At 68.0% G+C, this 22,168-nt stretch carries 17 protein-coding genes; 2 read left to right on the top strand and 15 right to left on the bottom strand.

Translation table 11 applies throughout. The annotated features are described in order from the left end of the window. Nucleotides 1-2 precede the first annotated feature (2 nt). Nucleotides 3-1,355, bottom strand: coding sequence for a sialidase family protein (locus D571_RS0107855; protein ID WP_026287697.1), 1,353 nt, complete (start codon nucleotides 1,353-1,355; stop codon nucleotides 3-5). A gap of 143 nt (nucleotides 1,356-1,498) precedes the next feature. Between D571_RS0107855 and D571_RS0107850 the strand changes: the two genes are divergently transcribed. Beyond that, entirely contained in the window at nucleotides 1,499-2,986 is a 1,488-nt protein-coding gene (locus D571_RS0107850; RefSeq protein WP_018936132.1) for an amidase, read from the top strand. Here D571_RS0107850 and D571_RS0107845 read toward each other — a convergent pair. Beyond that, nucleotides 2,935-5,706 carry a cation-transporting P-type ATPase gene (locus D571_RS0107845; RefSeq protein ID WP_018936131.1) on the bottom strand — a complete coding sequence of 924 codons (2,772 nt, stop codon included), beginning with the start codon at nucleotides 5,704-5,706 and terminating at the stop codon, nucleotides 2,935-2,937. The genes D571_RS0107850 and D571_RS0107845 overlap by 52 nt on opposite strands. Before the next feature lie 300 nt (nucleotides 5,707-6,006). Between D571_RS0107845 and D571_RS0107840 the strand changes: the two genes are divergently transcribed. Continuing rightward, entirely contained in the window at nucleotides 6,007-6,906 is a 900-nt protein-coding gene (locus D571_RS0107840; protein ID WP_018936130.1) for an alpha/beta hydrolase, read from the top strand. Nucleotides 6,907-6,930: 24 nt separating this feature from the next. Here the strand turns inward: D571_RS0107840 and D571_RS0107835 are convergent, their stop codons facing one another. The 13 genes from D571_RS0107835 to D571_RS14080 all read right to left on the bottom strand — a co-directional run bounded on the left by D571_RS0107835 (nucleotide 6,931) and on the right by D571_RS14080 (nucleotide 22,067). Next, nucleotides 6,931-8,646 (bottom strand): complex I subunit 5 family protein, encoded by a 1,716-nt coding sequence (locus tag D571_RS0107835; protein ID WP_018936129.1) that lies wholly within the window; start codon nucleotides 8,644-8,646, stop codon nucleotides 6,931-6,933. Next, on the bottom strand, nucleotides 8,643-10,181 hold the full coding sequence (locus tag D571_RS0107830; protein ID WP_018936128.1) for a complex I subunit 5 family protein: 1,539 nt from the start codon (nucleotides 10,179-10,181) through the stop codon (nucleotides 8,643-8,645). Before D571_RS0107830 ends, D571_RS0107835 begins: the two co-directional genes overlap by 4 nt. Beyond that, nucleotides 10,178-11,674 carry a complex I subunit 5 family protein gene (locus tag D571_RS0107825; RefSeq protein WP_018936127.1) on the bottom strand — a complete coding sequence of 499 codons (1,497 nt, stop codon included), beginning with the start codon at nucleotides 11,672-11,674 and terminating at the stop codon, nucleotides 10,178-10,180. The genes D571_RS0107830 and D571_RS0107825 overlap by 4 nt, the downstream gene beginning before the upstream one ends. Next, entirely contained in the window at nucleotides 11,671-12,018 is a 348-nt protein-coding gene (locus D571_RS0107820; RefSeq protein ID WP_018936126.1) for an NADH-quinone oxidoreductase subunit K, read from the bottom strand. Before D571_RS0107820 ends, D571_RS0107825 begins: the two co-directional genes overlap by 4 nt. Beyond that, a complete protein-coding gene (locus D571_RS0107815; RefSeq protein WP_018936125.1) occupies nucleotides 12,015-13,070 on the bottom strand; it encodes a hydrogenase subunit MbhD domain-containing protein in 1,056 nt (351 codons plus the stop codon). Before D571_RS0107815 ends, D571_RS0107820 begins: the two co-directional genes overlap by 4 nt. Next, complete coding sequence (locus tag D571_RS0107810) at nucleotides 13,067-13,363, bottom strand: monovalent cation/H(+) antiporter subunit G (protein ID WP_018936124.1); 297 nt, start codon at nucleotides 13,361-13,363, stop codon at nucleotides 13,067-13,069. The genes D571_RS0107815 and D571_RS0107810 overlap by 4 nt, the downstream gene beginning before the upstream one ends. Further along, nucleotides 13,353-13,697, bottom strand: a complete 345-nt coding sequence (locus D571_RS0107805; protein ID WP_018936123.1) for a monovalent cation/H+ antiporter complex subunit F — start codon at nucleotides 13,695-13,697, stop codon at nucleotides 13,353-13,355. Before D571_RS0107805 ends, D571_RS0107810 begins: the two co-directional genes overlap by 11 nt. Beyond that, nucleotides 13,694-14,161: a Na+/H+ antiporter subunit E gene (locus D571_RS0107800; protein ID WP_018936122.1), complete on the bottom strand. Its 468-nt coding sequence runs from the start codon at nucleotides 14,159-14,161 to the stop codon at nucleotides 13,694-13,696. The genes D571_RS0107805 and D571_RS0107800 overlap by 4 nt, the downstream gene beginning before the upstream one ends. Nucleotides 14,162-14,285: 124 nt before the next feature. Beyond that, entirely contained in the window at nucleotides 14,286-14,870 is a 585-nt protein-coding gene (locus tag D571_RS0107795) for an invasion associated locus B family protein (protein WP_018936121.1), read from the bottom strand. A gap of 115 nt (nucleotides 14,871-14,985) precedes the next feature. Continuing rightward, a complete protein-coding gene (locus D571_RS0107790) occupies nucleotides 14,986-16,101 on the bottom strand; it encodes a response regulator (RefSeq protein ID WP_018936120.1) in 1,116 nt (371 codons plus the stop codon). Then, the gene (locus tag D571_RS0107785; protein ID WP_018936119.1) at nucleotides 16,079-17,923 is read right to left on the bottom strand and encodes a PAS domain-containing sensor histidine kinase; all 1,845 of its coding nucleotides are present in this window, start codon (nucleotides 17,921-17,923) and stop codon (nucleotides 16,079-16,081) included. The genes D571_RS0107790 and D571_RS0107785 overlap by 23 nt, the downstream gene beginning before the upstream one ends. Beyond that, nucleotides 17,920-18,423, bottom strand: coding sequence for a molybdopterin-dependent oxidoreductase (locus D571_RS0107780; protein WP_026287696.1), 504 nt, complete (start codon nucleotides 18,421-18,423; stop codon nucleotides 17,920-17,922). Before D571_RS0107780 ends, D571_RS0107785 begins: the two co-directional genes overlap by 4 nt. Before the next feature lie 221 nt (nucleotides 18,424-18,644). Further along, complete coding sequence (locus D571_RS14080; protein WP_198003797.1) at nucleotides 18,645-22,067, bottom strand: autotransporter domain-containing protein; 3,423 nt, start codon at nucleotides 22,065-22,067, stop codon at nucleotides 18,645-18,647. Between the last annotated feature and the right edge of the window lie 101 nt (nucleotides 22,068-22,168).

Below are 22,168 nucleotides of genomic sequence, written 5' to 3'. Positions count from 1 at the left end.
CGCTACTCCTCGAGCTGGCCGCGAATCAGCAGGATGTCGCTGTGCTGGCCGGGCATGAAGCGGCTCTGAGCCACCGCGATCTCGCCGTGGCGGTTGACCGCCAGACGTCGCTTCAGCTGGCCCTGCAGGCCGCCGCTGTAGGGCGTGTCCAGCGTGCCGGGCACCGGTTCAACGGGGCCGAAGGCCGCGGATTCCCGGGGCGCGTGGGTGAACGCCAGACCCCGGGGGCGATCCGTCGGATGGGGGTAGCGCTGCCACACCAGATACAGGCGCCGGTCGTCCTGCGCCAGTGTGGGAAAGCTGCCGGGCCAGTCGTCGGCGTCCAGGCGGGACGGTGGCGCGAAGTCCAGCGTGTCGGCCTCCACCCGGCTGACATGCAGCCGGCGATGGTGGGGCTGGCGATAATCCTCCAGGTCGTTGGCCGGGATCGTCCCGAAGGCCAGGTGAACCACGCCGTCCGTGTCCACCACCAGCGACGGGGCGTCCGCATGGCCGGGGTGTTCCAGCGCGGTGGCCGGTGCGGAAAAGCCGTCGTCCGCATCGTCCGAGAAGGCGATGCGGATGTCCGCCTGCGGGCGGTCGCCCTCCGCCCAGGCCAGCAGCACGCGACCGGACGGCGCCTGCGCGAGCGCCGGGGCGCGTGCCGGCGCGTCGCCATCCGGGTTCACGGTGACCGGATCGGTAAACGCGTCGCCCGAGTCCGTGGAGCGGGCGACGCGCAGCGGCCCCCGGTACTCGGTCCAGGCGGCAATCACCTCGCCGTCGACCCCGAGTAGCAGGTCCAGGCTGCCGTTGTCCCAGCGGTGCGCGGTGATGCGGCCCTTGCCGGCCCCGTCGCGCGAGCGGGACAGGTTGCGGTGGTCCTCGAAGCTGCGGCCGCCATCGTGCGATCGGGCGTACAGGATCTCGCCGCCGTGATCGCCCCCGGTGAACAGGATCTCCTGCCACAGCAGATGCACGGTGAAGCCGTCGGGGTCCTCCGGATCCGGCTCGATCGCGACCCGCGGCAGCCAGGAGAAGGTGTCTGGCTCCCCGCCGATGCGCGTCGGCCGGTCGAAGACCGCATGGCCCTCGCGGTCATAACGCTGCAGGAACAGGGCCTGTTCCGCCTGGTCGGCCCAGACGACCACCACCTCACCATGGTCGTTGATGGCTACCGAGGCGTCATCGACATAGCGGAAATCCGAATCGTTCATCCGCCAGGGGCCACGCCAGGCCTCGCCGCGCGCGACCTCGACGGGCTCCTCCCAGACCACCGCTTCCGGAACGTCGTCCGCGGGTGCCGGCAGCCCCCACAGGGCCAGGGCCAGTATGCAGAGGGGTCCCAGGGTCTGTCGGTAGCGGGCGTGCAGCATGTGACCTCCGGTGACCGTTGTTCCGGATCGACTCCCGTAAGACCACGTACGGCCGGGTCAGGATCCGTGCCCATGTACCGGCGGGCTGCCGGGGACAGCGGATACCCGTAACATCGGGGCCGGTTGCGGGCCGGGAGCCGCGTATGGATTTCGAAGAATATCGGCGAATGGATGCGATGGCCATGGCGGCGGCCGTCGCCGACGGGCAGACCACGGCAGGGGAACTGCTGGGGTGCGCTTTCGCGCGCACGGATGCCGTGAACCCGAAACTCAACGCGGTGATCGCCCGGCGTGATGCCGGGGCCCGCGAGGAGGCAGCCGGTCCGCCGGCGGGGCCGTTCGCCGGCGTGCCGTTTCTGGTGAAGGATCTGTTTCAGGAGCTGGCCGGGGAGGGTTGCAACCGAGGCTGTCGAGCGCTGCGGGATGCCGGCACGAGTGCGGACGCCGAGGCCGAGATCACCCGCCGCTGGCGGGCGGCGGGTCTGGTGGTGTTCGGTCGCACGAATACTGCGGAGTTCGGTGCCCGGTCGGTGACCGAGCCCGAGGCCCATGGCCCGGCCCGCAACCCGTGGAATCCGGTGCTCTCTCCCGGCGGTTCCAGCGGAGGGGCGGCCGCGGCCGTGGCGGCCGGCATCGTCCCCGTGGCCGGTGCCAACGATGGCGGCGGTTCGATCCGCATCCCCGCCTCGCATTGCGGGCTGTTCGGGTTCAAGCCGGGGCGGGGGCGTACCCCGGTGGGTCCGGCGTTTTCCGAGTGGATGCACGGTGCCGCAGGGCATCACGTGATCTCCCGCAGCGTACGCGACAGTGCGGCACTGCTGGATGCCGCGCTCGGGGCGGAGGCCGCCACGCCGGTGGTCGCGCCCCCACCCGCGCGGCCGTTTTCCGAAGCGGTGGCCGCCGCACCCGGTTCCTTGCGCATCGGGTATGCGACCGGTTCGCCGATCGGGACGCAGGTGCATCCTGAGTGCCGTGCGGCCGTTGAGGGGGCGGCTCGGCTGCTTGAAGGGCTGGGCCACCACGTCGAGGAAGCGGAACCGGCGATCGACGGTCAGCAGCTGGCGCGCGACTGGCTGACCCTGTGGTTCGCCCAGGTGGCCGCGATGGTGGAGCGGGTGCGCCAGCATACCGGCGCGGGTGCTGCGGGTTTCGAGCTCGAGACCCGGGTGATGGCGGCGCTGGGGCGGTCGCTGTCCGCGGCGGATTACGTTGCCGCGCATGAGCGCTGGAACCGTTACCGCCACGCGATGCACGACTTCCACCGGCAATACGACCTGTACCTGACGCCCACGGTCGCACGACCGCCGCCCCGCATCGGGGAGACCGCACTGCCCGGGTGGCAGCGAACCGCCCTGGAGCTCGTGCTGCGGTCGAGGACGCTCCCGCGGCTGCGGGCCTCCGGGCTGATCGAGCGTCTGGTCCGTGACGAGCTGGGACGGGTCCCTTTCACCCAGCTGGCCAATCTGACCGGTGCCCCGGCGATGTCGGTGCCCCTGCACTGGACCCCGCACAACCTGCCCGTGGGCGTACAGTTCGTCGCCCCGGTGACCGGCGAGGCCGGTCTGTTCAGCCTTGCCGGTCAGCTCGAGATGGCGTCGCCCTGGTTCGACCGCGTGCCGGCCTTGCCCTGACCGTCGGGGTCAAAGCCGCCGCGGCGCAGAAGGGCCTTCTCGGTCTCGACCAGCGCGAACAGGATCAGGCCGAAGGCAAGGATGCGCAGCCACTCTTCGAGGCCGATGGCGGTCGTGCCGAACAGGAATTGCAGCGGCGGGGCGTAGGTGAACAGGCCCTGCAGCAGGATCAGGATCGCGATCGCGACCAGGGCGGCGCGGCCGTTGAGAATGCTGGTTCGCGTGAGGGCAGGTCCAAGTTTGGAGCGGCTGCTGAGCATGAAGAAGATCTGTCCCATCACCAGCGTGTTGATGGCGACCGTCCGGGCGAAATCGAGATCCATTCCCTGTTGCTGCAGCCACAGGAAATGGCCGAAGGTCCCGCCCACCAGCAGGGTCGATACGAACCCGATCCGCCAGAGCAGGAAACCGGACAGGATCGGGGCCCTGGCCGGGCGTGGCGGGCGTTGCATTGCGCCGGGTTCGGTTGGTTCGAAGGCCAATGCGAGGGCCAGCGTGACCGCACTGACCATGTTGACCCAGAGGACCTGAACCGGGGTCAGGGGGAGGGTCTGACCCAGCAGGATCGCAGCGACGATCGTGAAGGACAGACCACCATTGTTGGGAAGCAGGAAAGTGATCGCTTTCTTCAGGTTGTCGTAGACGGTTCGGCCTTCCTCCACGGCGTTCGCGATGGAGGCGAAGTTGTCGTCGGCCAGCACCATCTCCGAGGCCTCACGTGCGGCCTCGGTACCATTCCGGCCCATTGCGATACCGATGTCGGCCCGTTTGAGGGCCGGGGCATCGTTCACGCCGTCGCCGGTCATCGCGACCACATCGCCATGGCTCTGGATTGCGCCCACCAGGCGCAGTTTGTGCTCGGGGGTCGTGCGGGCGAAGACGTCAACGTGGGGAACCATGGCCTCGAGCTCGGCGTCCGACATCCGTTCCAGCTTATGGCCGGTGACCACGTCGCCCTCGGTCCGGATGCCGAGTTCTCCGGCGATCGCGCGGGCGGTCACGCCGTGATCGCCGGTGATCATCTTGACGCGGATGCCGGCCTCCCGGCAGCGGGCGACCGCCTCGATGGCCTCTTCCCGCGGCGGGTCGATGATGCCGCAGACGGCAACCAGGGTGAGCCCGCCGTCCTCAATGTCGCTGAACCGGAGTTCGTGGCGGTTTTCCTCCATCCGCCGGGTCGCCACGGCCAGAAGACGCTGGCCGCGGGCCGCTACGCGGTCCATCCACTCCTGCCAGCGCTCGGCGTCCAGGGGCTCCTCGCCATCAGACGTACGCTGGTGAGTGCAGACGGCCAGCACGCGTTCCGGTGCGCCTTTGAGGAAGATGAATGACCCGCCTTTCTCCTCCTGGTCGTGGTGCAGGGTCGCCATGAACTTGTAGGCCGATTCGAACGGGATTACGTCGTCGCGACTGATTTTCTTCTTTACCAGTTCCGGTTCCAGCCCGCCCTTCATCGCTGCAGCCATGAGCGCACCCTCGGTGGGGTCGCCCTCCATGACCCACGCACCGTTTTGTGCATAGAGTTCCGCGTCGTTGCACAGCACGATCCCGCGGAGGACCTCCCTCAGAAGCGGGTCGCCGTCCGCGTCGGTTTCCGCGCCGTCCCGGGTGATGCCGCCGTGCGGCTCGTAACCGACTCCGTCAAGCGTGTATTCCGCCTTCGTGGTGATGATGCTCTTCACCGTCATTTCGTTACGGGTGAGCGTGCCGGTCTTGTCCGAGCAGATGGTGGTGACCGACCCCAGGGTTTCCACCGCGGGCAGGCGGCGGATGATCGCGTGGCGTGCCGCCATGCGCTGAACGCCGATCGCCAGGGTGATGGTCATGATCGCGGGGAGACCCTCGGGTATCGCCGCTACGGCGAGGCTGGCCGCCGCGAGGAAGGTCTCGACCAGCTCGTAGTCGCGCACCCAGTAACCGAAGGCGAAGGTGGCCGCGGCCAGGGTCACGATGACCACCGACAGCACCCGGCCGAACTGGGCGATCTGGCGCAGCAGCGGCGTGGTCAGGGTCTTGACCTCACCGATCATGGTGGAGATCCGGCCGAGTTCGGTATGCGCCCCCGTGGCGACCACCACACCGCGGCCCTGGCCGGATGCCACCAGGGTGCCGGAATAGGCCATGGAGTGGCGATCACCCAGGTCCGCTTCGGCCTCCACCGGATCGCTGTGCTTGTCACTGGCCACGGACTCGCCGGTAAGCGTGGCCTCATCGATGCGCATGTTGTGCGCGTTCAGCAGCCGCAGATCGGCCGGAACCCGGTCGCCCGCCTGCAGATAGACGATGTCGCCCGGCACGACCTCCTCGGCCGGCAGGCTGCGGCGCTGGCCATCACGGAGGACCTGAGCGCGCGGCGAAAGCATCTGGCGGATCGCGTCCAGGGCCTTCTCCGCCTTGCCTTCCTGGATGTAGCCGATGATGCCGTTGATCAGCACCACGGCGAGGATGACCCCGGTATCCAGCCAGTGACCGAGTAGCGCGGTGACCGCTGCGGCCACGATCAGGATGTAGATCAGGATGTTGTGGAACTGCAGCAGTAAACGCTTGACCGGTCCGTCCTGCTCCGGTTCCGGGAGGCGGTTGGGACCGTGGCTCTCCAGGCGTTCGGCGGCCTCGTCCCGCGACAGCCCGCGGTCCGGGTGGCTGTCCAATTCGCCGGCGACATCCCGTGAGTCGCGGGCGTGCCAGTTCGAGGTGGACTGCTCCGGCCGGTCTGCCAATGCGCTTCCCCTTCATGGTCCGCCACTGCATCGGCTTTCATCATGCCGCGAAGGGTGGGTGGTGTCACTCGTGCCGGGCTTCGCACATCGGCAGGACCGACACGCGATGGAAGGCGTCGTGCTCGTGATCCCCGTGGCAAAACGCTTGCGGCCCGGCGATGCTGACTCCGCGCAGGCGCGGACACCGTCAAACCAGGCCTCATGTGGGCTGCATGCCGCCCGGCAGATGCGGAATATTCACGGGCCTTGCAGGGTCTCAGCCAGAGAGCCCGACCAAGTCCTTCAACGCGGAGAACCCCCATGCACAAGACCCTTCCCACTCTGACGGCGATGGCCGTGGCCCTGGGCGTCAGTCTGCCGGCCACCGCGGCCGAACGCGTCACCCTCGAACACGACGGCCTGAACCTGGTCGGGCATCTCGCCGAAGGCAGTGGCGCCGCTCCGGAGGACGGCGTGGTGCTGATGCTCCACGGCACCCTGGCCCACGGTCGCATGGAAGTCATGACCGCGGTGCAGGACCTGCTGGCCGAACAGCACGGCCTCAACACCCTGTCGATCAACCTCAGCTTCGGCATCGACGAGCGCGAGGGCATGTTCGAGTGCGACGCCCCGGTGACCCATGGTCCCGAGGAACACATGGACGAACTGAGGGCCTGGCAGGACTGGCTGGCCGACCAGGGTTACGGACCGGTCACCCTGATGGGGCACTCCCGCGGCGGCAATCAGATCGCCCGCTACCTGACCGAACGGGAACCGGACAACATCGCCGGTCTGACCCTTCTGGCGCCGGCCACCTTCGACGCCGATGAAAACGCCGAACAGTTCCTCGAGCAGACGGGCACCTCGCTGGACGAGGCCCTGCAGGCCGCGCGCGAGAAGGCCGGGACGAACGGGGGCATGCTGGAGGATCACCGCTTCCTGCAGTGCGAAGCGCTGGAGGTCGCGCCACGGGCATTCATCGGCTACTACGAGCCCGGCCCGAAGCACGACACCCCCAGCGTGATCGACGGCATCGGGACCGATACCCAGGTCATCATCGGCGATGAAGATGACGTGGTGCCGGAGCTGCCCGAACGCATGGACGCGCTGGAAGACGACGACCGGATCCGGGTAGATACGGTTCTCGGTGCCGGGCATTTCTTCCGCGACTTCTTCGCCGATGACGCCGCCGACCTGATCGCCGAATTCGTTCGCCGCTGAGGGGGCGGCCACGTGCGGCGCGGGTCAGGGCATCAACGCCATCGCCGCATACAGGCCCAGCAACGACAGGCCGAACAGGACGGCCAGGCGTCCCCAGCGGGTCATGTGACGTTCGGCCCATTCCAGGTCGTGTCGGGCGACCCGTTGTGCGCGTCGCAGCCGGGCCCGCAGGCGCGGGTGCAGCCGGATTTCGCGCAGCGGACTCACCCGGGCGTAAAGGCCCTGCGTGGCATGGATGAGCGTATTGGCGAGGACGGCCACGTCCCCTTCCGGCAGACGGTGTGCCATCCATTCGCGCAGCATCACGCCCCCCAGCGCGCCCAGGACCAGGCCCGCCAGGATGGGCCACAGCAGGGAAAGGTCCGCGAGTCCGGGTAGCGGCACACCCGGTGCCGCCAGGGCCGTCAGTGCCGCCATCGCGGGCAGGACCAGGGACATCGCCGCAATCAGGGCCCAGGGCAGCCAGCGCCCCGTCGGAACGGGTGCCGCCGCCGGTGCCAGATCCCTGCGCAGGCGCCAGAGGAAACGCAGTACCAGCAGGGTGGTCCCGATGGCAGCCAGCGTCAGCAGGGTGTAGACCGGCCCCGTGCTGTCCGTCGTCAGAGGGGCCTTCAGGAGATCCTTGGCCAGCGCCCCGCTTGTGAAAGGCAGGCCGGCCAGCGACAGGCCCGGCAGGACGATCAGCCCAAGCACCACGTACCGATGGGCAGGAGAGTGCGGCAGCCGCCCGGCTATATCCACCGCGAGGAACAGCGCCCCCTTGGCCAGCCCGTGGTGCAGGGCATACAACGCCACCGCGAACAGCAGTGGTTCGCGCATCGCGGGCAGCAGCAGCGCGAGCCCGACCCCGGTGGTCATCAGGCCCATCTGGCTGATGGAGGAGTAGGCCAGGATGGTCTTGGGCCGGGCCTGCAAAAGTCCTGCCAGTGCACCCAGGAACGCCGCCGCCAGACCCAGACCGACCAGCACCTCGCCGAGCACCGCGTGGCCGGCGGCATCCAGCGGCAGCAGGCGCATCCAGCCCAGCAGCCCGGCCTTGATCATGGCGCCCGACAGCACGGCGCTGGCCGGTATCGGTGCGGCCGGATGGGCCAGCGGCAGCCAGAAGTGCAACCCGAGCATGCCGGCCTTGATGCCCAGGCCCAGCACCAGCAGCACCATGGCCCCGCCCTCGGGTCGCGCCGCGGCGATGGCCGCCAGCGTGGTCTCCCCGCCCGCCTGGTGAATGGCGAGCATCAGTCCGGCGAACAGCGCGACCTCGCCCAGCACCGACAGCACCAGATACAGCCGTGCCGCCATCCAGGCCTCGGCAGTGCGCTTGTGCACCACCAGTCCCCAAGCCGACAGGCTCATCAGCGAGAAGAACAGGTAGAACGACGCAGCGTCCTGCGCGAGGACCAGGCCCAGGTTGCCGGCCATCGACAGCAGAAAGAACACGAAGAAGCGCCGCCGCGCGGGGTCCTCGCCGCGCTCGTGCAGTGCGTGCACTCCGGCGGCCAGCCACAGTCCGGCGGTCAGGGCGAGGAACACCCGCCCGATCGGGTCCAGCCCGAGCTCCACCCCGGTCAGCAGCCACGGCAGCGAGGCCTGCTTGCCCTCCGGGCCCAGCGCGGCCAGCAGCAGGGCAGGCAACGCGGCCCAGGGCACCAGACGCAGCGGCGCGCGGCCCGGCCGCAACGACAGCGCCGCGGCCAGCAGCAGCGGAAGCAGCGGCACCCCGAGCAGGATGAACGCGTTCATGGGGACACCCCCGTGCCGTTGTCCATGTCACCGCCCGGCACCAGTACGTAGCCGCGTTCCACGATCAGCTCCACCCACCCCAGCGGGCTCAGTTCCAGTCCGGCCAGCAGACCCGGCAGCAGCGCCAGCACCGCCACGAACAGGGTCGGGAACAGCAGCATCCAGTGACTCTCGAAGCGCGTCTTGTGCGCCGGCGGTCGGGTCACCTCCGGTTCGGCCATCCAGCCGGCGATGATGGGCGGCAGGAAGTAGGCCGCGTTGAGCAGGCTGCTCATTGCCAGTATGCCCAGGATCCATGCCGCCTCGCCCTCCAGGGCGCCGAGGCCCAGATACCACTTGGAGATGAATCCGGCCAGCGGCGGCAACCCGATCATGCCCAGCCCGCCGACCGTGAACGCCGCCATGGTCAGCGGCATGCGCCGGCCGACCCCGCGCATCTCGCGGATCTCGTGGATGCCCAGGGTCTCGGCGAAGTTGCCGGCACAGAAGAACAGCGTGATCTTGGTCAGGCCCTGATGCACCAGATGCACCAGTCCCCCGATCACGCCCAGCGGCCCGGCCATCGCCACGCCCAGCGCGATGTAGGAGACCTGGCTGACGGTGGAGAACGCCAGCCGCTGCTTGATGTCCTGCGCCCGCAGCGCCTGGATGGAACCGTAGACGATGGTCAGTGCGGCCAGCACCAGCAGCACGTCGGTCAGGCGCAGGTCCGCGGCCAGCTCCAGACCGAACACGTCGTTCAGGGTGCGCACGATGCCGAACGCCCCCGCCTTGACCACCGCCACCGCGTGCAGCAGCGCACTGACCGGGGCCGGCGCCACCATCGCCTGTGGCAGCCAGGAATGCAGGGGGATCAGCGCCGCCTTGACCGCGAAACCGGCGATCAGAGCCAGGCCGATGATCTGCAGGAGGCCGTGCAGCTCGTCCGGCAGGTGCAGGAGGTAGCCGCCCGACGCAAACGGCTGGGAACCGGCGAGCAGGTTCAGCGCGATCACCGCGGCCAGCAGAACCAGCCCGCTGGTGACGGTGTAGGCGAGGTACAGTCGACCCGCGCGCAGGGCCTCCGGTGTGCCGCGATGGACCACCAGCGGCCAGGTCGCCAGGGTGAGGATCTCGTAGAAGATCACGAACGTGATCAGATTGCCCGACAGCGCGATGCCTACCGTCGCGCTTACGCACAGCGAAAAGAAGCCGAAGAAGCGGCTGCGCCGGGGGGAGCCCTCCAGATAGCCGATCGCGTACAGGGTGGTAACGAACCACAGGATCGAGGACAGGGTCGCGAACAGCAGCGACAGGGCGTCGGCCGCCAGTACGAAGTCCACGCCCGGTAGCAGGGTCAGCCCGAACTCGAAGGTTTCGCCCCGCTGGACGCCCAGGAGCAGCACCCCAACCAGCACGAGCTTGATCCCGGCCGCGCTCAGGTTCAGCAGCGTGCGCAGCCCGTGGCGTTCTTCCGGCAGGAAGAAGATCAGCAGTCCCGGCACCAGCGAACTGGCGAGGATCGCGATCAGCAGCAGGCCACCGTCGGCGTTCATGCAGCCACCGTCGTGTGTTCCAGAAGCCCGGTCAGCGAAGCGCCGGCCAGGCCCATGGCCGCCGCGCCCACGGCCAGTGCCAGCGGCATCCATTCCATCCCGGCGGAGACGTGGCCCCCGGGGTTGCGCTCTCCGGCGGCGAAGGCCGGAGCCACCATGCGCAGGATATAGGCGGTGGCCAGCAGGGAACCCAGCGCGACCATGACCACCCACAGCGCGGTCCAGACCTGCATGATGGTGGTGGTGTCCGCAGCGGCCAGCAGACCGGCCTCCAGAAGCAGGTATTTGGCCAGGAAGCCGCCGGTCAGTGGCAGGCCCATCAGCGAGATCCCGCCGAGGCCGAGAGCGAACACCGTGCGCCCGCGCGCCCGCAATACCGGCCCAAGGGCGTTCATGCGGTCGTGGCCGGCGGCCTTCTGGACCGTCCCGGCGGCCATCAGCACCGCGGCCTTCGCCAGACCGTGGGCGAAGGCAAAGAACACCACCACCGGCCAGGCCGCCGGATGCAGGATCAGGATCGGGAAGGCGAGCGTGATGTAGCCCATCTGTGCCACGGTTGAATAGGCTGCGACGATCTTGAGCCTGGGGGCGCGTAACGCCTGCAGCGATCCCCAGACCAGGGCCGCGCTGCCCAGCAGCCCCAGCAGTACGGCCAGCGCGGGTGTGCCCAGCGGCGCAAAGATCAGCAGCCACAGCCGCAGGATCAGGTAGAACATCGCCGCCACCACCATGCCCGACAGCATGCCGCTGACCGGCGCCGGCGCGCTGGCATGCGCGGTGGCCAGCCACACGTGCAGCGGGAACACCGCCGCCTTCATCAGCAGCCCGCCCAGCATCAGTGCGGCGGCCATGCGCACCGTGGGGCCGTCATCGGCCAGCTCGCCCAGCAGTTGCAGATCCAGCACGCCGAACTCGCCATACAGCAGTGCGGCTCCCAGCAGGAAGGACAGCGAGCCGAGCAGGTTGATCAGCAGATAGCGCATCGCCCCGGTCACCGCGTCGGTATCGCCGGTGAGGGCCACCAGCGCCACGGCGGACAGGCTGGCAATCTCCAGGGTGATGAACAGGTTGAAGGCGTCGCCCGACAGCACCAGCAGGTTGAGCCCGCCCCACAGCCACAGCCACAAGGGCCAGAACTGGCGCTCCCCCGCGGCCGTGTGGATGTAGCCTCGGGCATACAGGCTGCCGGCCAGGGCCACCAGCGCGTTCAGCAGCAGCATCGCCAGCGCCAGCCCGTCGAGGTGCAGGGTGACCCCCAGGGGTGCCTCCCAGCCGCCCAGTCCGACCCGCACCGCGGGGGCGTCCATTCCCGGCGCGGCATCGAGGAACAGGCCGACGGCCGCCAGCAGCCCGAGGATCGCCAGCGGCAGTCCGAGCAGCCCGATGCGCCGGGCCTGCCATGGCCAGGCGGAGGCGAGCAGCGGCAGCCCCAGCGAGACCGCCGCCAGGGCCCCGGTCGCGAAGATCAGGGTGTCGGGCGAGGCGGTACTCACCGGTCGTCGGGGTGCGAGTCGCGGTGGGTTTGCAGTGGTCCGGGCAGCAGCACTGCATAGCCCGTCAGCCGTGCCAGATGCACGGTGAGGGCGAGGGCGAACGCGGTCGCGCTCACCGCCACCACGATGCCGGTCAGGGTGAGCGCCTGGGCCACCGGATCCGGCGGGGCGTTGCCCCGCGCGGCGATGCCCAGGAACACCATGAACACCCCGGAGCCCATGATGTTCACCGCCAGGATGCGCAGGATCAGGTGACGCCGGCGGATCAGCCCGTGCAGGCCCAGCGCGAACAGGGCGGCGCCGCCGAATGGATACAGGGTTCCGGGATCCAGGGATTCGATCATGTGTCCTCCCGCGGGGAACGCCCGCCGATGAACAGGGCGACCAGGGTCAGCGCGATGGACAATGTCGCGCCGGTCTCGATGATCAGGATCAGCGGGTAGGCCAGTTCGCTCGGCCAGGTCAGCAGCGCGGGTCCGGCGAACAGCCCCCACAGCCCGATGGCCAGGAACAGCAGGGCACCGGCCGTCACGCCGATGCGCAGCAGGCGCGGATCCGGGTCGGGCAGCTCGTGCGGGCGGGCCAGGCTCACCAGGATGCCGGCCGCGCCCAGCACCGCACCCGCCTGGAAGGCCCCGCCCGGTGCATGGCTCCCGGCCCACAACAGGTAGACGCCGGTGACGATGGCGACCGGCAGCAGCAGGCGCACCGCCCCCGGCAGGACCGGGCCCGGTGTCGGGCGGGCGGGCAGCGCGTCATGGCGCCCCAGCGACCAGGCTCCCAGCCCGGCCAGCAGGACCATGGCCAGTTCCAGAAGGGTGTCCCAGGAGCGGAAGTTCAGCAGCACGGCTGTGATCCCGTGGTCCACGCCGGAGACATCCATGTGTTCGGCCACCGTGGGTTGCAGGCCGGGGTCGTGTTCCTGCGTGGCCAGGGTCGCCATCAGCAGCCCGGCCAGGCCGACGGTCACCACCAGCGTGATCCATCGCCCGCGCGCCGGGGCCGGGGCGCAGCTCAGCGCGGCGTTGCCCGCATCCGCTGCCCGTGACGCCGCGTCGCCGGTCGGCGCGGCGCCGGGAGCGTCGGCATCGCTTGCCACCGGATCCGGTGGCGGGGCCGGGTCGTGGTCGGTGTCCGTACGGGGCCGGTTCATGATGTGCTTCAGCCGCTCCAGCGTGACCAGCAGCAGCGCCCCGGTGATGCCGGCCCCGATGGCGGCCTCCGCCAGGGCGATGTCCGGGGCCTCGAGGCGGACCCAGGCGATCGCCAGCAGCAGGCCGAAGGTGATGAAAAGCACCACCGCGCGAAACAGGTCGGTGCTGGCCAGGCAGCGCCAGGCCACCCCCAGCAGCCCGGCCAGCAGGACGAAGTCGAATGTCAGCAGTGCCGCGTTCATTCGCGCCGCTCGAACTCGCCGTGGGTCCAGGTGCGCTGGGCGACCATGTGCGCCGCGGTGGCCCCGGCGGCCAGAACCAGTACCCAGATCAGCGCCAGTTTGAAGATCATCGCCGGGCCTTCGGCCTGCAGCATCAACCCCAGCACGACCAGGCCCAGGCCGAGATTGTCGGCCTTGGTGAGCGCATGCAGGCGGGTATAGACATCGGGAAAACGCAGCAGCCCCAGGGTGCCGGCCGCGAAGAATGCGAGCCCCGCGAGCACCAGCACGGTGGTCAGCAGATCAGCGATCATGGGTGTCCTCCGGCGGATTATGTGGCGGATCGTGCGGCTGTTCTTCCACCGGGTTTTCGTGCATTGGCGTGCCCGCCGGTTCCGGCAGCCCGTGCTGGCGCACGAACGCGACGGCCGCCACCACCGCCAGCAGCGCGAACACCAGCGCCACGTCCACCAGCGCCGGCTGGTCCAGGGCAAAGCCGAGCAGCAGCAGGATGCCGACCCCCGAGGTGCCGAACAGCTGGGCCGTCAGCATGCGGTCGCCGGAGCCCGGACCGCGCAGCACGCGGATCAGCCCGAACAGGATCGTCAGCAGCAGGAACCCGGCGGCGGCGACCAGCAGCAGGTTCATCGTCTGGTCTCCCGGGCGTCGAGGTCGAGGCCGTAAAGCCGGGCGATGCGCCGCTCGAGTTCCGTCAGGGTAGCGGCGTTGTCTCCGCGCAGATCCAGCACGTGCAGCGTCATGCGGCGCCCCTCCAGGCGCACCGCCAGGGTCCCCGGCAGCAGACTGAGCATGGCCATGAACAGGGTCAGCGGCGGCCCGTGCGGCAGTCGTACGACGTACGACTCGAAACCGGGTTGCAGCGGCAGGCGAGGGGTTGCCGCACGCCAGGCGACATCGATCCCGCCGAGTACGGAATTGCGCAGGAAGAAGCCCGCCAGCGCCGGCAGCGCGGCCGGATGAAGGCCCATGGCGCGCCCCGCGGGCAGCGCGAGCACCGCGCCTCCGGTCATGGCGATGGCGAGCCAGGCGAACGGGTGCGCCAGGGCCTCGGTCCCGGCCAGAATGGCCCACAGCACGCCAGCGGCAAACATGGCCAGCAGCGCGCGCAGCCAGGCCGGCCGGCGGGCCCGCCGGACAGGCGAGTTCGTAGGGGTTTCGGGTGTGCGGTTCACGCCGCCATTGTAACGGCGTGAACACCGGCTGCCAGACGTCCCCTCAGAGTTCGTTGCTGGCGGCGGTGAAGCCCATCAGGGACACGTCGAAGACCAGTACCTGTTCCGACTGCAGGGGGCGGAAGCCGACGTTCAGCTCCCTCCCGCCACGCATCTCCTGGAACATCTCGTTGGTCAGCTCGGTCGCCGCCACGCATCCCTGCTGGATGCAGGTGACAAAGCCCGCATTGCGTTCCTCGCCCTCGTCCACCTGCATCACGATGCCCGGACGCAGATCGACGCCCAGCGGCAGCAGCAGCTCCATGACGTAGCGCTCGCCCTCGCGCCGGATGGTGGTCCGCAGATAGGGCCCCTGCTCGCCCTGGTTCTCCACCTGGAGGGTCTGCTGCATCTGGCAGAACTCGCTGCCGTCATCCAGTTCCCAGCACAGGCTTTCCCAGTCCTGATGGGTGGTGACCTCGGGCTCCTGCTGCACCGGCTGCGGGGTCGGGGCGGGCTGTTGGGCCTGTCCGGGGGCCGGCTGTTGTGCCTGTTGCCCGCTCGCCATCGCCGGCAGCAGTGCCAGCGCAAACAGCACCCCGACGGGGCGCAGAACGGCGGAGATCGAAGGGCTCGGTTCACGCTTCATGTGGTGGCTCCTGGTCCTGTAATCGTTAAATGCAAAGCTTAGCGTCTGGCCGCGCCGGGCGCTGGGCCGGACGTGAGTCGACGTCATTCCCGGGTGGGAGGTTGGGCGGGCGGGCTCATTCGACGGCGAGGGTCATGGAACCGGCCAGCACCAGGGCGACCAGCTCGGCCTGGCGGTGGGTGTTGGTCTTCTGGAACAGATTGCGCAGGTGGAAGGTGACGGTGGTGCTGGCGACCTCCAGCTGTCGGGCGATGTCGGCCGTGCGCCAGCCGTCGGCGAGCGCGAGGGCGATGCGCGCCTCGGTGGGGGTCAGGTCGAACAGGCGGGCCAGAACGTCCTCGGGCAGACGGGCGCGGCGTTCGGGATCCGACAGCAGGATCACCGCTGCGGGGTTGTCGCCTTCTTCGGCGTCGCCGTCGGCCCCGGCCAGGGGGTAGATCATCGCCAGCAGGTCGCGCTGATGACCGTTCCGCGGCAGGCGCATGCACTCGATCGCCTCGCCCGATCCCGAAGGTTCGTCATGGATGCGGCGAAGGGCTTCCCGCAGGCGGCGGTCGTCTTCGGCATGAGCCGGTTCCGGCGGGCGCCCCTCGTCCAGGGTCATCGCGTCGCTGGCCATGCGCCGCGCTGCGCGGTTGGCCAGCAGTACGCGGTTGTCGTGCCCGAGCAGCACCACGCCGGGGGCCACCGGGTCGAGGGCGCGCGCGGCGAATTCGAGGCTGCGCCGGCCGTGATTGTCCTCCTGGTTCGGGCTGTTCCGGCCCCGGCCGATCTCGCCGAGCGTTTGGCGCAGCTCGGCGAACTCGTCCTCGCTTTTCTGCCGCATGCGCCGGACCTGGCGCAGCCGCGCCTCCACGGTCGCCAGAAGGAGGTCGAAATCGACCGGCTTGACCAGATAGTCGTCGGCGCCGGCACGCTTGCCGTCGACGACCTCGCGCGGGTCGGACAGTGCGGTCAGGAACACGAACGGGGTGTCGGCCAGTTCCGGGCCACGTTCGCGAATCTCGGCCAGCAGTTCGTAGCCGTTGCGCCCCGGCATGTTGATGTCGCACAGGATCAGATCGGGGTGCACGGTGTCGATCTGTTCCAGCGCTTCGTCCCCGTGTGCCGCTTCGATCGCGACGTAGCCGGCCTCGCTCAGTTCATCGCAGATGTCGCGACGCAGCAGGGTCTCGTCCTCCGCGCACAGGATGCGCGCGGGCAGGGCTTCATTCGGTGCGGCGTCGTTCATCCGGATCCATTCCTCGCGGGAGTTCGACTATGAATGTAGAGCCTTCACCCTCACGGGAGCGAACGCTCAGGTCGCCCCCCTGGATGCGCGCCAGTTGCCGGGCGATGCCCAGACCGAGCCCGATCCCGGTGTGACGCGCCGCGTTGCGTGCGCGGAAGAAGCGGTCGAACAGCCGGGCCTGGTCTTCCTCGGGGATGCCGATCCCGTGGTCGGTGACGCGGCAGATGACCCGTTCGGGCTCGCCGGCAAGCTCGACCTCGATGGGCGCGGTCTCGGGCGAGTATTTTCCCGCATTGGACAGCAGGTTGGCGAGGATCTGCTCGACCAGCGCACGGTCGCAACGGGCCATGATCGGACCTTCCGGCGTTACGCTCAGGTGCACGGGGTTGTCGGGCGTGATCTGACGCTGGGTCTCGATGGCCTGTTCCACCAGCGGGCGCAGGTCGCAGGGCGTGGTCGCGGCGGCGACATGGCCGCCTTCCAGACGCGCGGAGGTGAGGGCGTTCTCGATCAGCCGGGTCATGTGGGCGACAGTGTCGCGCAGCTGGCGATAGCGGGTCCGGCGCGTCTCGCCGTCCATGGCCTCGCCGCGGCGGAGCAGGCGCTGCAGTCCCGAATCGATGATCGCCAGCGGGGTGCGGAACTGGTGCGAGGCCATCGCCGCAAAGCTGCGGTAGAACTCGCTGACACCTCGTTCGCGCTCCAGCGAATGCTCGAGGCTGCGCGCGGCATCCTTGTAGCTGGTGATGTCGGCCAGGCGCAGCACCTGACCACCGTCATCGGTGCGCCGCAGGGTCATCTGGACCCAGCCGCGACCGGGAACCTCCAGGTCGTACTGCGCGCCGTCGTCCGCGGTGATGTCCGCCGGATCGCCGTGTTCGGTGTCCGGCCGGGTGACGGCGCGAATGCTCTCGAGCAGGGCGTCCAGCGTCTGCCCCTCGTCCAGGGCCCCGTCGGGCAGCGGCAGCAGGCTGGAGAACTGCGGGTTGACCAGGATCAGACGGTCATCGGGGTCGAACGCGGCAAAGCCGTCCGGTGCGGTGTCGATGGCGTCCACCACGCGCCGACGTTCGGCTTCCAGGTCGCGGGTGCGGTTGCGGACCTCGATCTCCAGGCGGTCCCGGTGGGCCGCCAGCGCCTCCTGTGCATGGCGTCGCTGGCGCAGCGCCACCATCAGCAGGGTCGTCAGGATGATGCCGCTGGCGAGGATCCCGATCATCATCACGATCGCCTGGATCAGGCTGGCGCGGTGGTCGTCCAGGCGGTCGCCGGTGCTCTCCCATTCCTCGATCATCACCGCATTGGCGATACGGTTCAGTGACGTCATCAGGGGCTTGAGTTCGGCGTAGACCGCGTCGGCCGCCTCCGCATCGTCGGGAGCGACGTCTTCCAGCAGGGGTTCGATGCGCTCGAGGCGTTCGAAACCGCGGTCCAGCTCGTCTTCCAGTCCGATTCCCCGGACATAGCGCCGTTGCGGACCGTCGTCCAGCAGGACCAGACGGCTGGTGAGCACGTCGTAACGCAGCTGCGGGCGGGCGGCGGCATCCCCGAGGGTGCGGCGATGGACTTCCTCGTCCAGGCGGTGGCTGGCAACCTGCGCCTGGGTGATCACCCAGAGCATGTTTTCGTCCACGTTGCTGCGCATGTCCTGCTCCACGTCGTGCAGACGCATCAGCGACACGGTCAGCAGGGTTGCGAACGCGAGCACCGCAAGCACGGGGAGGACCCAGGTGGAGACCCGGCGCACACTGGGCAGGGCAGGGGCGGCCGAGGCGGTGGCGGCCGCGGGGTCGTGCGTTCGTTCGACGGGGCGTGCCGTCATCGCACCTCCAGATGCTCCAGCTGCCAGACCCAGCGGTAGTCGTAACGGATGTCGTCCAGCTCCGCGTGATCGTCGCGCGGGTAGACGATCCACAGCGGACCCTTGTCGCGCGGGGTCAGGGCCTCGCCATCCTGGGTGTGGGCGACGATCACGTCATAATCGTGGAAGTCCTCCATGGGGATGTCGACGATGTAGTCGTTCAGGGCCGTGGCGACCACCTCTGCGCCCTCCGCGCCCAGGGCCTCCAGCAGGTCACGCATCAAAAAGCCCTCGAACCGGTTGACCCCGTCGGTGACCACCGTGGAGGTCTCCAGTTCGCGCTGTGGCAGCCGGTCCAGCATCGCCCGGTCCAGCAGGGCCCGGTCGCCGTCATTGGCGTGTTCGATGGCCCCTTCGACGCGCAGGATGACCTCACCCTCCGGATCGTCCATCGGGTCGAAGCCGGCTTCGGAATCGCCGGATTCGGCGGCGACGGGAGCGAGGGTCAGGAACAGGAGCATGGTCACCAGGGCGGATGTGAAGCGCGCGGGTGCGCGGAACGGATACGTTCGGGCGACGGACATGAATAACCTCCGGACGGATGGGACCCACCAGTTCGGCGGCAGTGTCGCGCGAAAGCCTTCTGCATGGAAGCAGCTGACATCCAACGGCCGTTCCATCATGCCGGAGCCCGGATGGCACGGCCCCCTCCGTTCGGAGGGGGACGTGGCGTGTGGGGGCCTTACCAGTTGCGACGGAAGGTCAGGCCGATGGCATGGAGATCGTCGGAGGAAGCGATTTCGCCCTGGTAGCCGACATTGAGGAAGGAATCCTCGTTGAGGCGGGCATCCAGCCCGGCGGCGACCCGGACACGATCACGGCTGAGGCGGGGGCCGTCGATGGTGAAACGCGAAGAGCTGTCGGCTGCGAAGGCCGTGTCCATGGCACTGGAGCGGTCGCCGTGCTCATGCACCCAGGAGGCCTCGGCGTAGGGCGCGACCCAGCCGCCGGTGGTCTCGAACGCCTGATCGAAGCGCACGCCGGCCTGGCTTCGCAGCGAGTACTCGCTTTCGCGGTTCACATCCAGGTTGGCGGCCCCGGCGCCGGATTCCGAGAATCCGCTGCGGCGCAGATACTCATAGTCCAGTCCGCCAAACGGAGTCAGCCGTGCCGTGTCGCCGATCTCGAAGGTGTAGCCACCCTCGGCCCGCATACCCACGCCGCGCGCGGAGTAATCGGCTTCGGCCGTCCGCCCGACCGTATCGACGAAGCGTTCGGTATCGGTGCTGTGATAGGCCATGCCGACGCTGCCGCGGGCATACAGGGCATCGCGCTGCCAGCCGCCGTAGGCGGCAAAATGGATGGAATCGACGTCGATGTCGCCCCCGGCGGTGTCGCCGCGGTTGCGGGTGTATCCCATGGCCGCACCGAGATGGAGTTCTTCGGAAACCGGGGCATCAAAGCCGATCGTGAGGCCGCTGAAGCGGTAGTCGGCGCCGCTGGCGTTGGTGGTGTCGTCGATGTCACCACGACCGCCCTCGGCGTTGACCCACCAACCGCGGGATACGTCCGCGGCCTCGTCGAGCAGCCCACGAGGTTGCCCGGCGGAGGCGAGCTGGAGACCGGCGAGCTGCTTCAGGCTGGCGGTTTCGCGTGGCGCCTGCGCGCCCCCGGGCCCGGGCATCCGGCCGGTGAGGCCGGCACGGAAACGCTGGGCGCCGCGCAGCCCGATCTGCTGGGTATGGGTATGGTCCACACCCGAAAGATCGTCCAGCGCTGCCCGGGCGTTGTCCTCGTCCATCATCACGACCGCGCCGGTGATATCGCTCAGGGCCTCACCGTCCACCTGCTCGTCCAGCGTGCCGGCCATCGCCCGCTGGTTGGGGGTTTGGGCGACATTGGCAAGGTCGGCGACTTGCGTGAGGGTCAGGAATACAGCGTCCTCGCCATATTCCAGGGAAGTGGACAGGAAGGCGAAATCGTCGGTCACTTCGCCGAACTCGCCGTCCACCCCACCGTCTTCTGCGCTGAGGATGGTGTAAGTTGTTTCTGGCGCAAAGGTTGACCCGTCATCGGTACCGTTTTCCGACGTGACGTGGAGGGAGGCTTGCTCCTCAATGTCGATGTTGCCCCCAACCGAGACGTGATCGTTATTTACACCGGCCTCGTCGCCACCGTCATTAACCTCGACGCGGTAGATAGAGCCATCTTCCAGAGTGAGATCGCCGTCACCTTCTACCGCGAGGCTGCCGATCGAGTTCCCCGGGGCGAGTGTTCCCTGCACGGAAACGTCCCCTTGTACCACGCCATCACCGGCAAGGACGCCTCCCGAACCCACTTCGACGCCACCACCGCTGCGCAGCTCACCATTGACCACCACGGTGCCTGACGAACCATCATTTTCCGCGAGGGAGGTGGTTCCATCCACATCGAGTTTGCCGCCTTTGTCAATATGCAGCATGCCAGAGCCTTGCCCGCCTCCAATTGCGCTCGACCGTCCCCCGCCTACGTTCAAGCGTCCGACGTCGTCGACGGTTGCACCGTCACCGATGAGCAACTCGCCAGTGCCGCGTTTGCCGACCGTAATACCACCAAAGCGATCCAGACTGGACTCGTTGCCTTCCAAGACCACGGAGGCCGATGAGGAGTGTTCTTGAGCTATGGTAAGTGTTCGGTTGCCGTTTATGCTGCCGTCAAAAACGCGCCCGCCGTCTTCGATCCTGAGCGTGGCTTGTCCCTCCTCCCCCACGACCGCGTCTCTAACAATCCTCCAGCGGCTGTTGTCACCGGTCACTATAACAGTGCCTTGGGAGCTTGAATCCCCTGCGCCGATACGAGCGCCAGTTGCTGCTGATGTTGTGGTATTAACGTATCCGCCATCCCGGATCTCGAGCTTTCCAATGCCTCCCTCATTGAGTCCGACAGTAAGGGTCGCGCGAGTGTCGAGCTCGGAGTCGTTCCCTCTGACTAGAATTCTGGCCGCGTCCGGGGTGTCCAGTCGGTTGCTGATGGTGGTGGTGCGACTGATGACTTTTCCGCCATCCAGTATCTCCAGGTCGGCTTGACCGCGCAGGTTCGCGCTGGAAGATGTTTCCAACCGGGAATCTTCACCGGAGACTACGACCCTGGCCGAGGATCCCTCCTCTTCCAGGTCCGCGAGGCCGAGTAACGATTCGATTTTCATCGTGGCACCTTCAAGGACGTGAAGCTCGCCATCACCGGCCACACCAATTTCGGCGCTGCCGCCAATATCGACTTCGGAATCCTCACCCTCGATGCGAATCACACCCGATGCATTCGAGTCGGTGGCAACCTCCAGGTCACCGTCTACCGCGACCTCGCCGCCGGAATCCACTAAGAGCTCGCCACCGCCGTCCCGGCCGATCGTCAGGTTTTCAGATAGGCTCCACGTCGCACTATCTTTGACTTCGATCGTTCCACTGCCGTCCGATTCATAGCCTGCATAGGCATTCGCATGTGAGACTGTGGCCTCGTCATCCATGCTGAGTTTTCCGGGTCCGCGGTAGCCTACCTTGATGGCGTCGCCCTCAAGCGTTGCGGCGGAAACCTGGACCTTACCCTCAAAAGAAGTTTGTCTGTCAGCAACCCTAAGGCTTGAATCGTGTTTTAGCGTGCCCCCGTCAAGCACCTTGACGTTGCTGGTGCTATCTTCAGATCCTACTGCAATCCTCTTCTCCCCCTTATGATGCCAGTTGCCCGCACCCGTAATGATCATTTCGCCGGGGTCGTTCATGTCTCCAATGTTTACCCCCTGACGAAGTTCACCATCACGCGTGACCAGTTCTCCGGCCACCTCCATCGATGCCGAGGAACGGACGGACAGCTGCTTATCCACTCGAAACTCGCCGCCTTCACTAATTGATAGCTCCTCCCCACGAACAAAAGCGTCGTCCACCTGGAGTTCACTCTCTTGCTTTATCTCGAGTGTCCCCCCTGAAAAGGTGAGCCTTTGCGCCTCCGCCTTTTCCTCATCATCGATCTCTACTGCGCCACCGGGAATTATGGCTTCGGTGTTGCTGTCCGGGACAGTGACAGTACCCGAGTCCGACTCCCAGTTTCCTTTAGTAAACCAGCTACGATCCCCCGCTGTCCCGTTCCAGGTGGCGGTTTTGTCGTCTGCCCAGACGACGCCGCTCGCGATCATCAGGACCGCTGGTGCAATTACGCCTGCTGTGAGCGACTGCCGAGGCAATGGGCGCGGACGCTGGAAAGTGGTATGCATGGCGCGACAGATGGGTTGACGAC

It is taken from the genome of Thioalkalivibrio sp. ALJ24 (assembly GCF_000377785.1).
In the GTDB taxonomy this organism is placed as follows: Bacteria; Pseudomonadota; Gammaproteobacteria; order Ectothiorhodospirales; family Ectothiorhodospiraceae; genus Thioalkalivibrio.
This window is presented reverse-complemented; position numbering and strand designations above follow the sequence as displayed.

Bases quoted from the DNA above. Each gene is read 5' to 3' on its own strand.
- D571_RS0107855 (WP_026287697.1), bottom strand. From the start codon at position 1,355: ATGCTGCACGCCCGCTACCGACAGACCCTGGGACCCCTCTGCATACTG.
- D571_RS0107850 (WP_018936132.1), top strand. From the start codon at position 1,499: ATGGATTTCGAAGAATATCGGCGAATGGATGCGATGGCCATGGCGGCG.
- D571_RS0107840 (WP_018936130.1), top strand. From the start codon at position 6,007: ATGCACAAGACCCTTCCCACTCTGACGGCGATGGCCGTGGCCCTGGGC.
- D571_RS0107835 (WP_018936129.1), bottom strand. From the start codon at position 8,646: ATGAACGCGTTCATCCTGCTCGGGGTGCCGCTGCTTCCGCTGCTGCTG.
- D571_RS0107830 (WP_018936128.1), bottom strand. From the start codon at position 10,181: ATGAACGCCGACGGTGGCCTGCTGCTGATCGCGATCCTCGCCAGTTCG.
- D571_RS0107820 (WP_018936126.1), bottom strand. From the start codon at position 12,018: ATGATCGAATCCCTGGATCCCGGAACCCTGTATCCATTCGGCGGCGCC.
- D571_RS0107815 (WP_018936125.1), bottom strand. From the start codon at position 13,070: ATGAACGCGGCACTGCTGACATTCGACTTCGTCCTGCTGGCCGGGCTG.
- D571_RS0107810 (WP_018936124.1), bottom strand. From the start codon at position 13,363: ATGATCGCTGATCTGCTGACCACCGTGCTGGTGCTCGCGGGGCTCGCA.
- D571_RS0107805 (WP_018936123.1), bottom strand. From the start codon at position 13,697: ATGAACCTGCTGCTGGTCGCCGCCGCCGGGTTCCTGCTGCTGACGATC.
- D571_RS0107800 (WP_018936122.1), bottom strand. From the start codon at position 14,161: ATGTTTGCCGCTGGCGTGCTGTGGGCCATTCTGGCCGGGACCGAGGCC.
- D571_RS0107795 (WP_018936121.1), bottom strand. From the start codon at position 14,870: ATGAAGCGTGAACCGAGCCCTTCGATCTCCGCCGTTCTGCGCCCCGTC.
- D571_RS0107790 (WP_018936120.1), bottom strand. From the start codon at position 16,101: ATGAACGACGCCGCACCGAATGAAGCCCTGCCCGCGCGCATCCTGTGC.
- D571_RS0107785 (WP_018936119.1), bottom strand. From the start codon at position 17,923: ATGACGGCACGCCCCGTCGAACGAACGCACGACCCCGCGGCCGCCACC.
- D571_RS0107780 (WP_026287696.1), bottom strand. From the start codon at position 18,423: ATGCTCCTGTTCCTGACCCTCGCTCCCGTCGCCGCCGAATCCGGCGAT.
- D571_RS14080 (WP_198003797.1), bottom strand. From the start codon at position 22,067: ATGATCGCGAGCGGCGTCGTCTGGGCAGACGACAAAACCGCCACCTGG.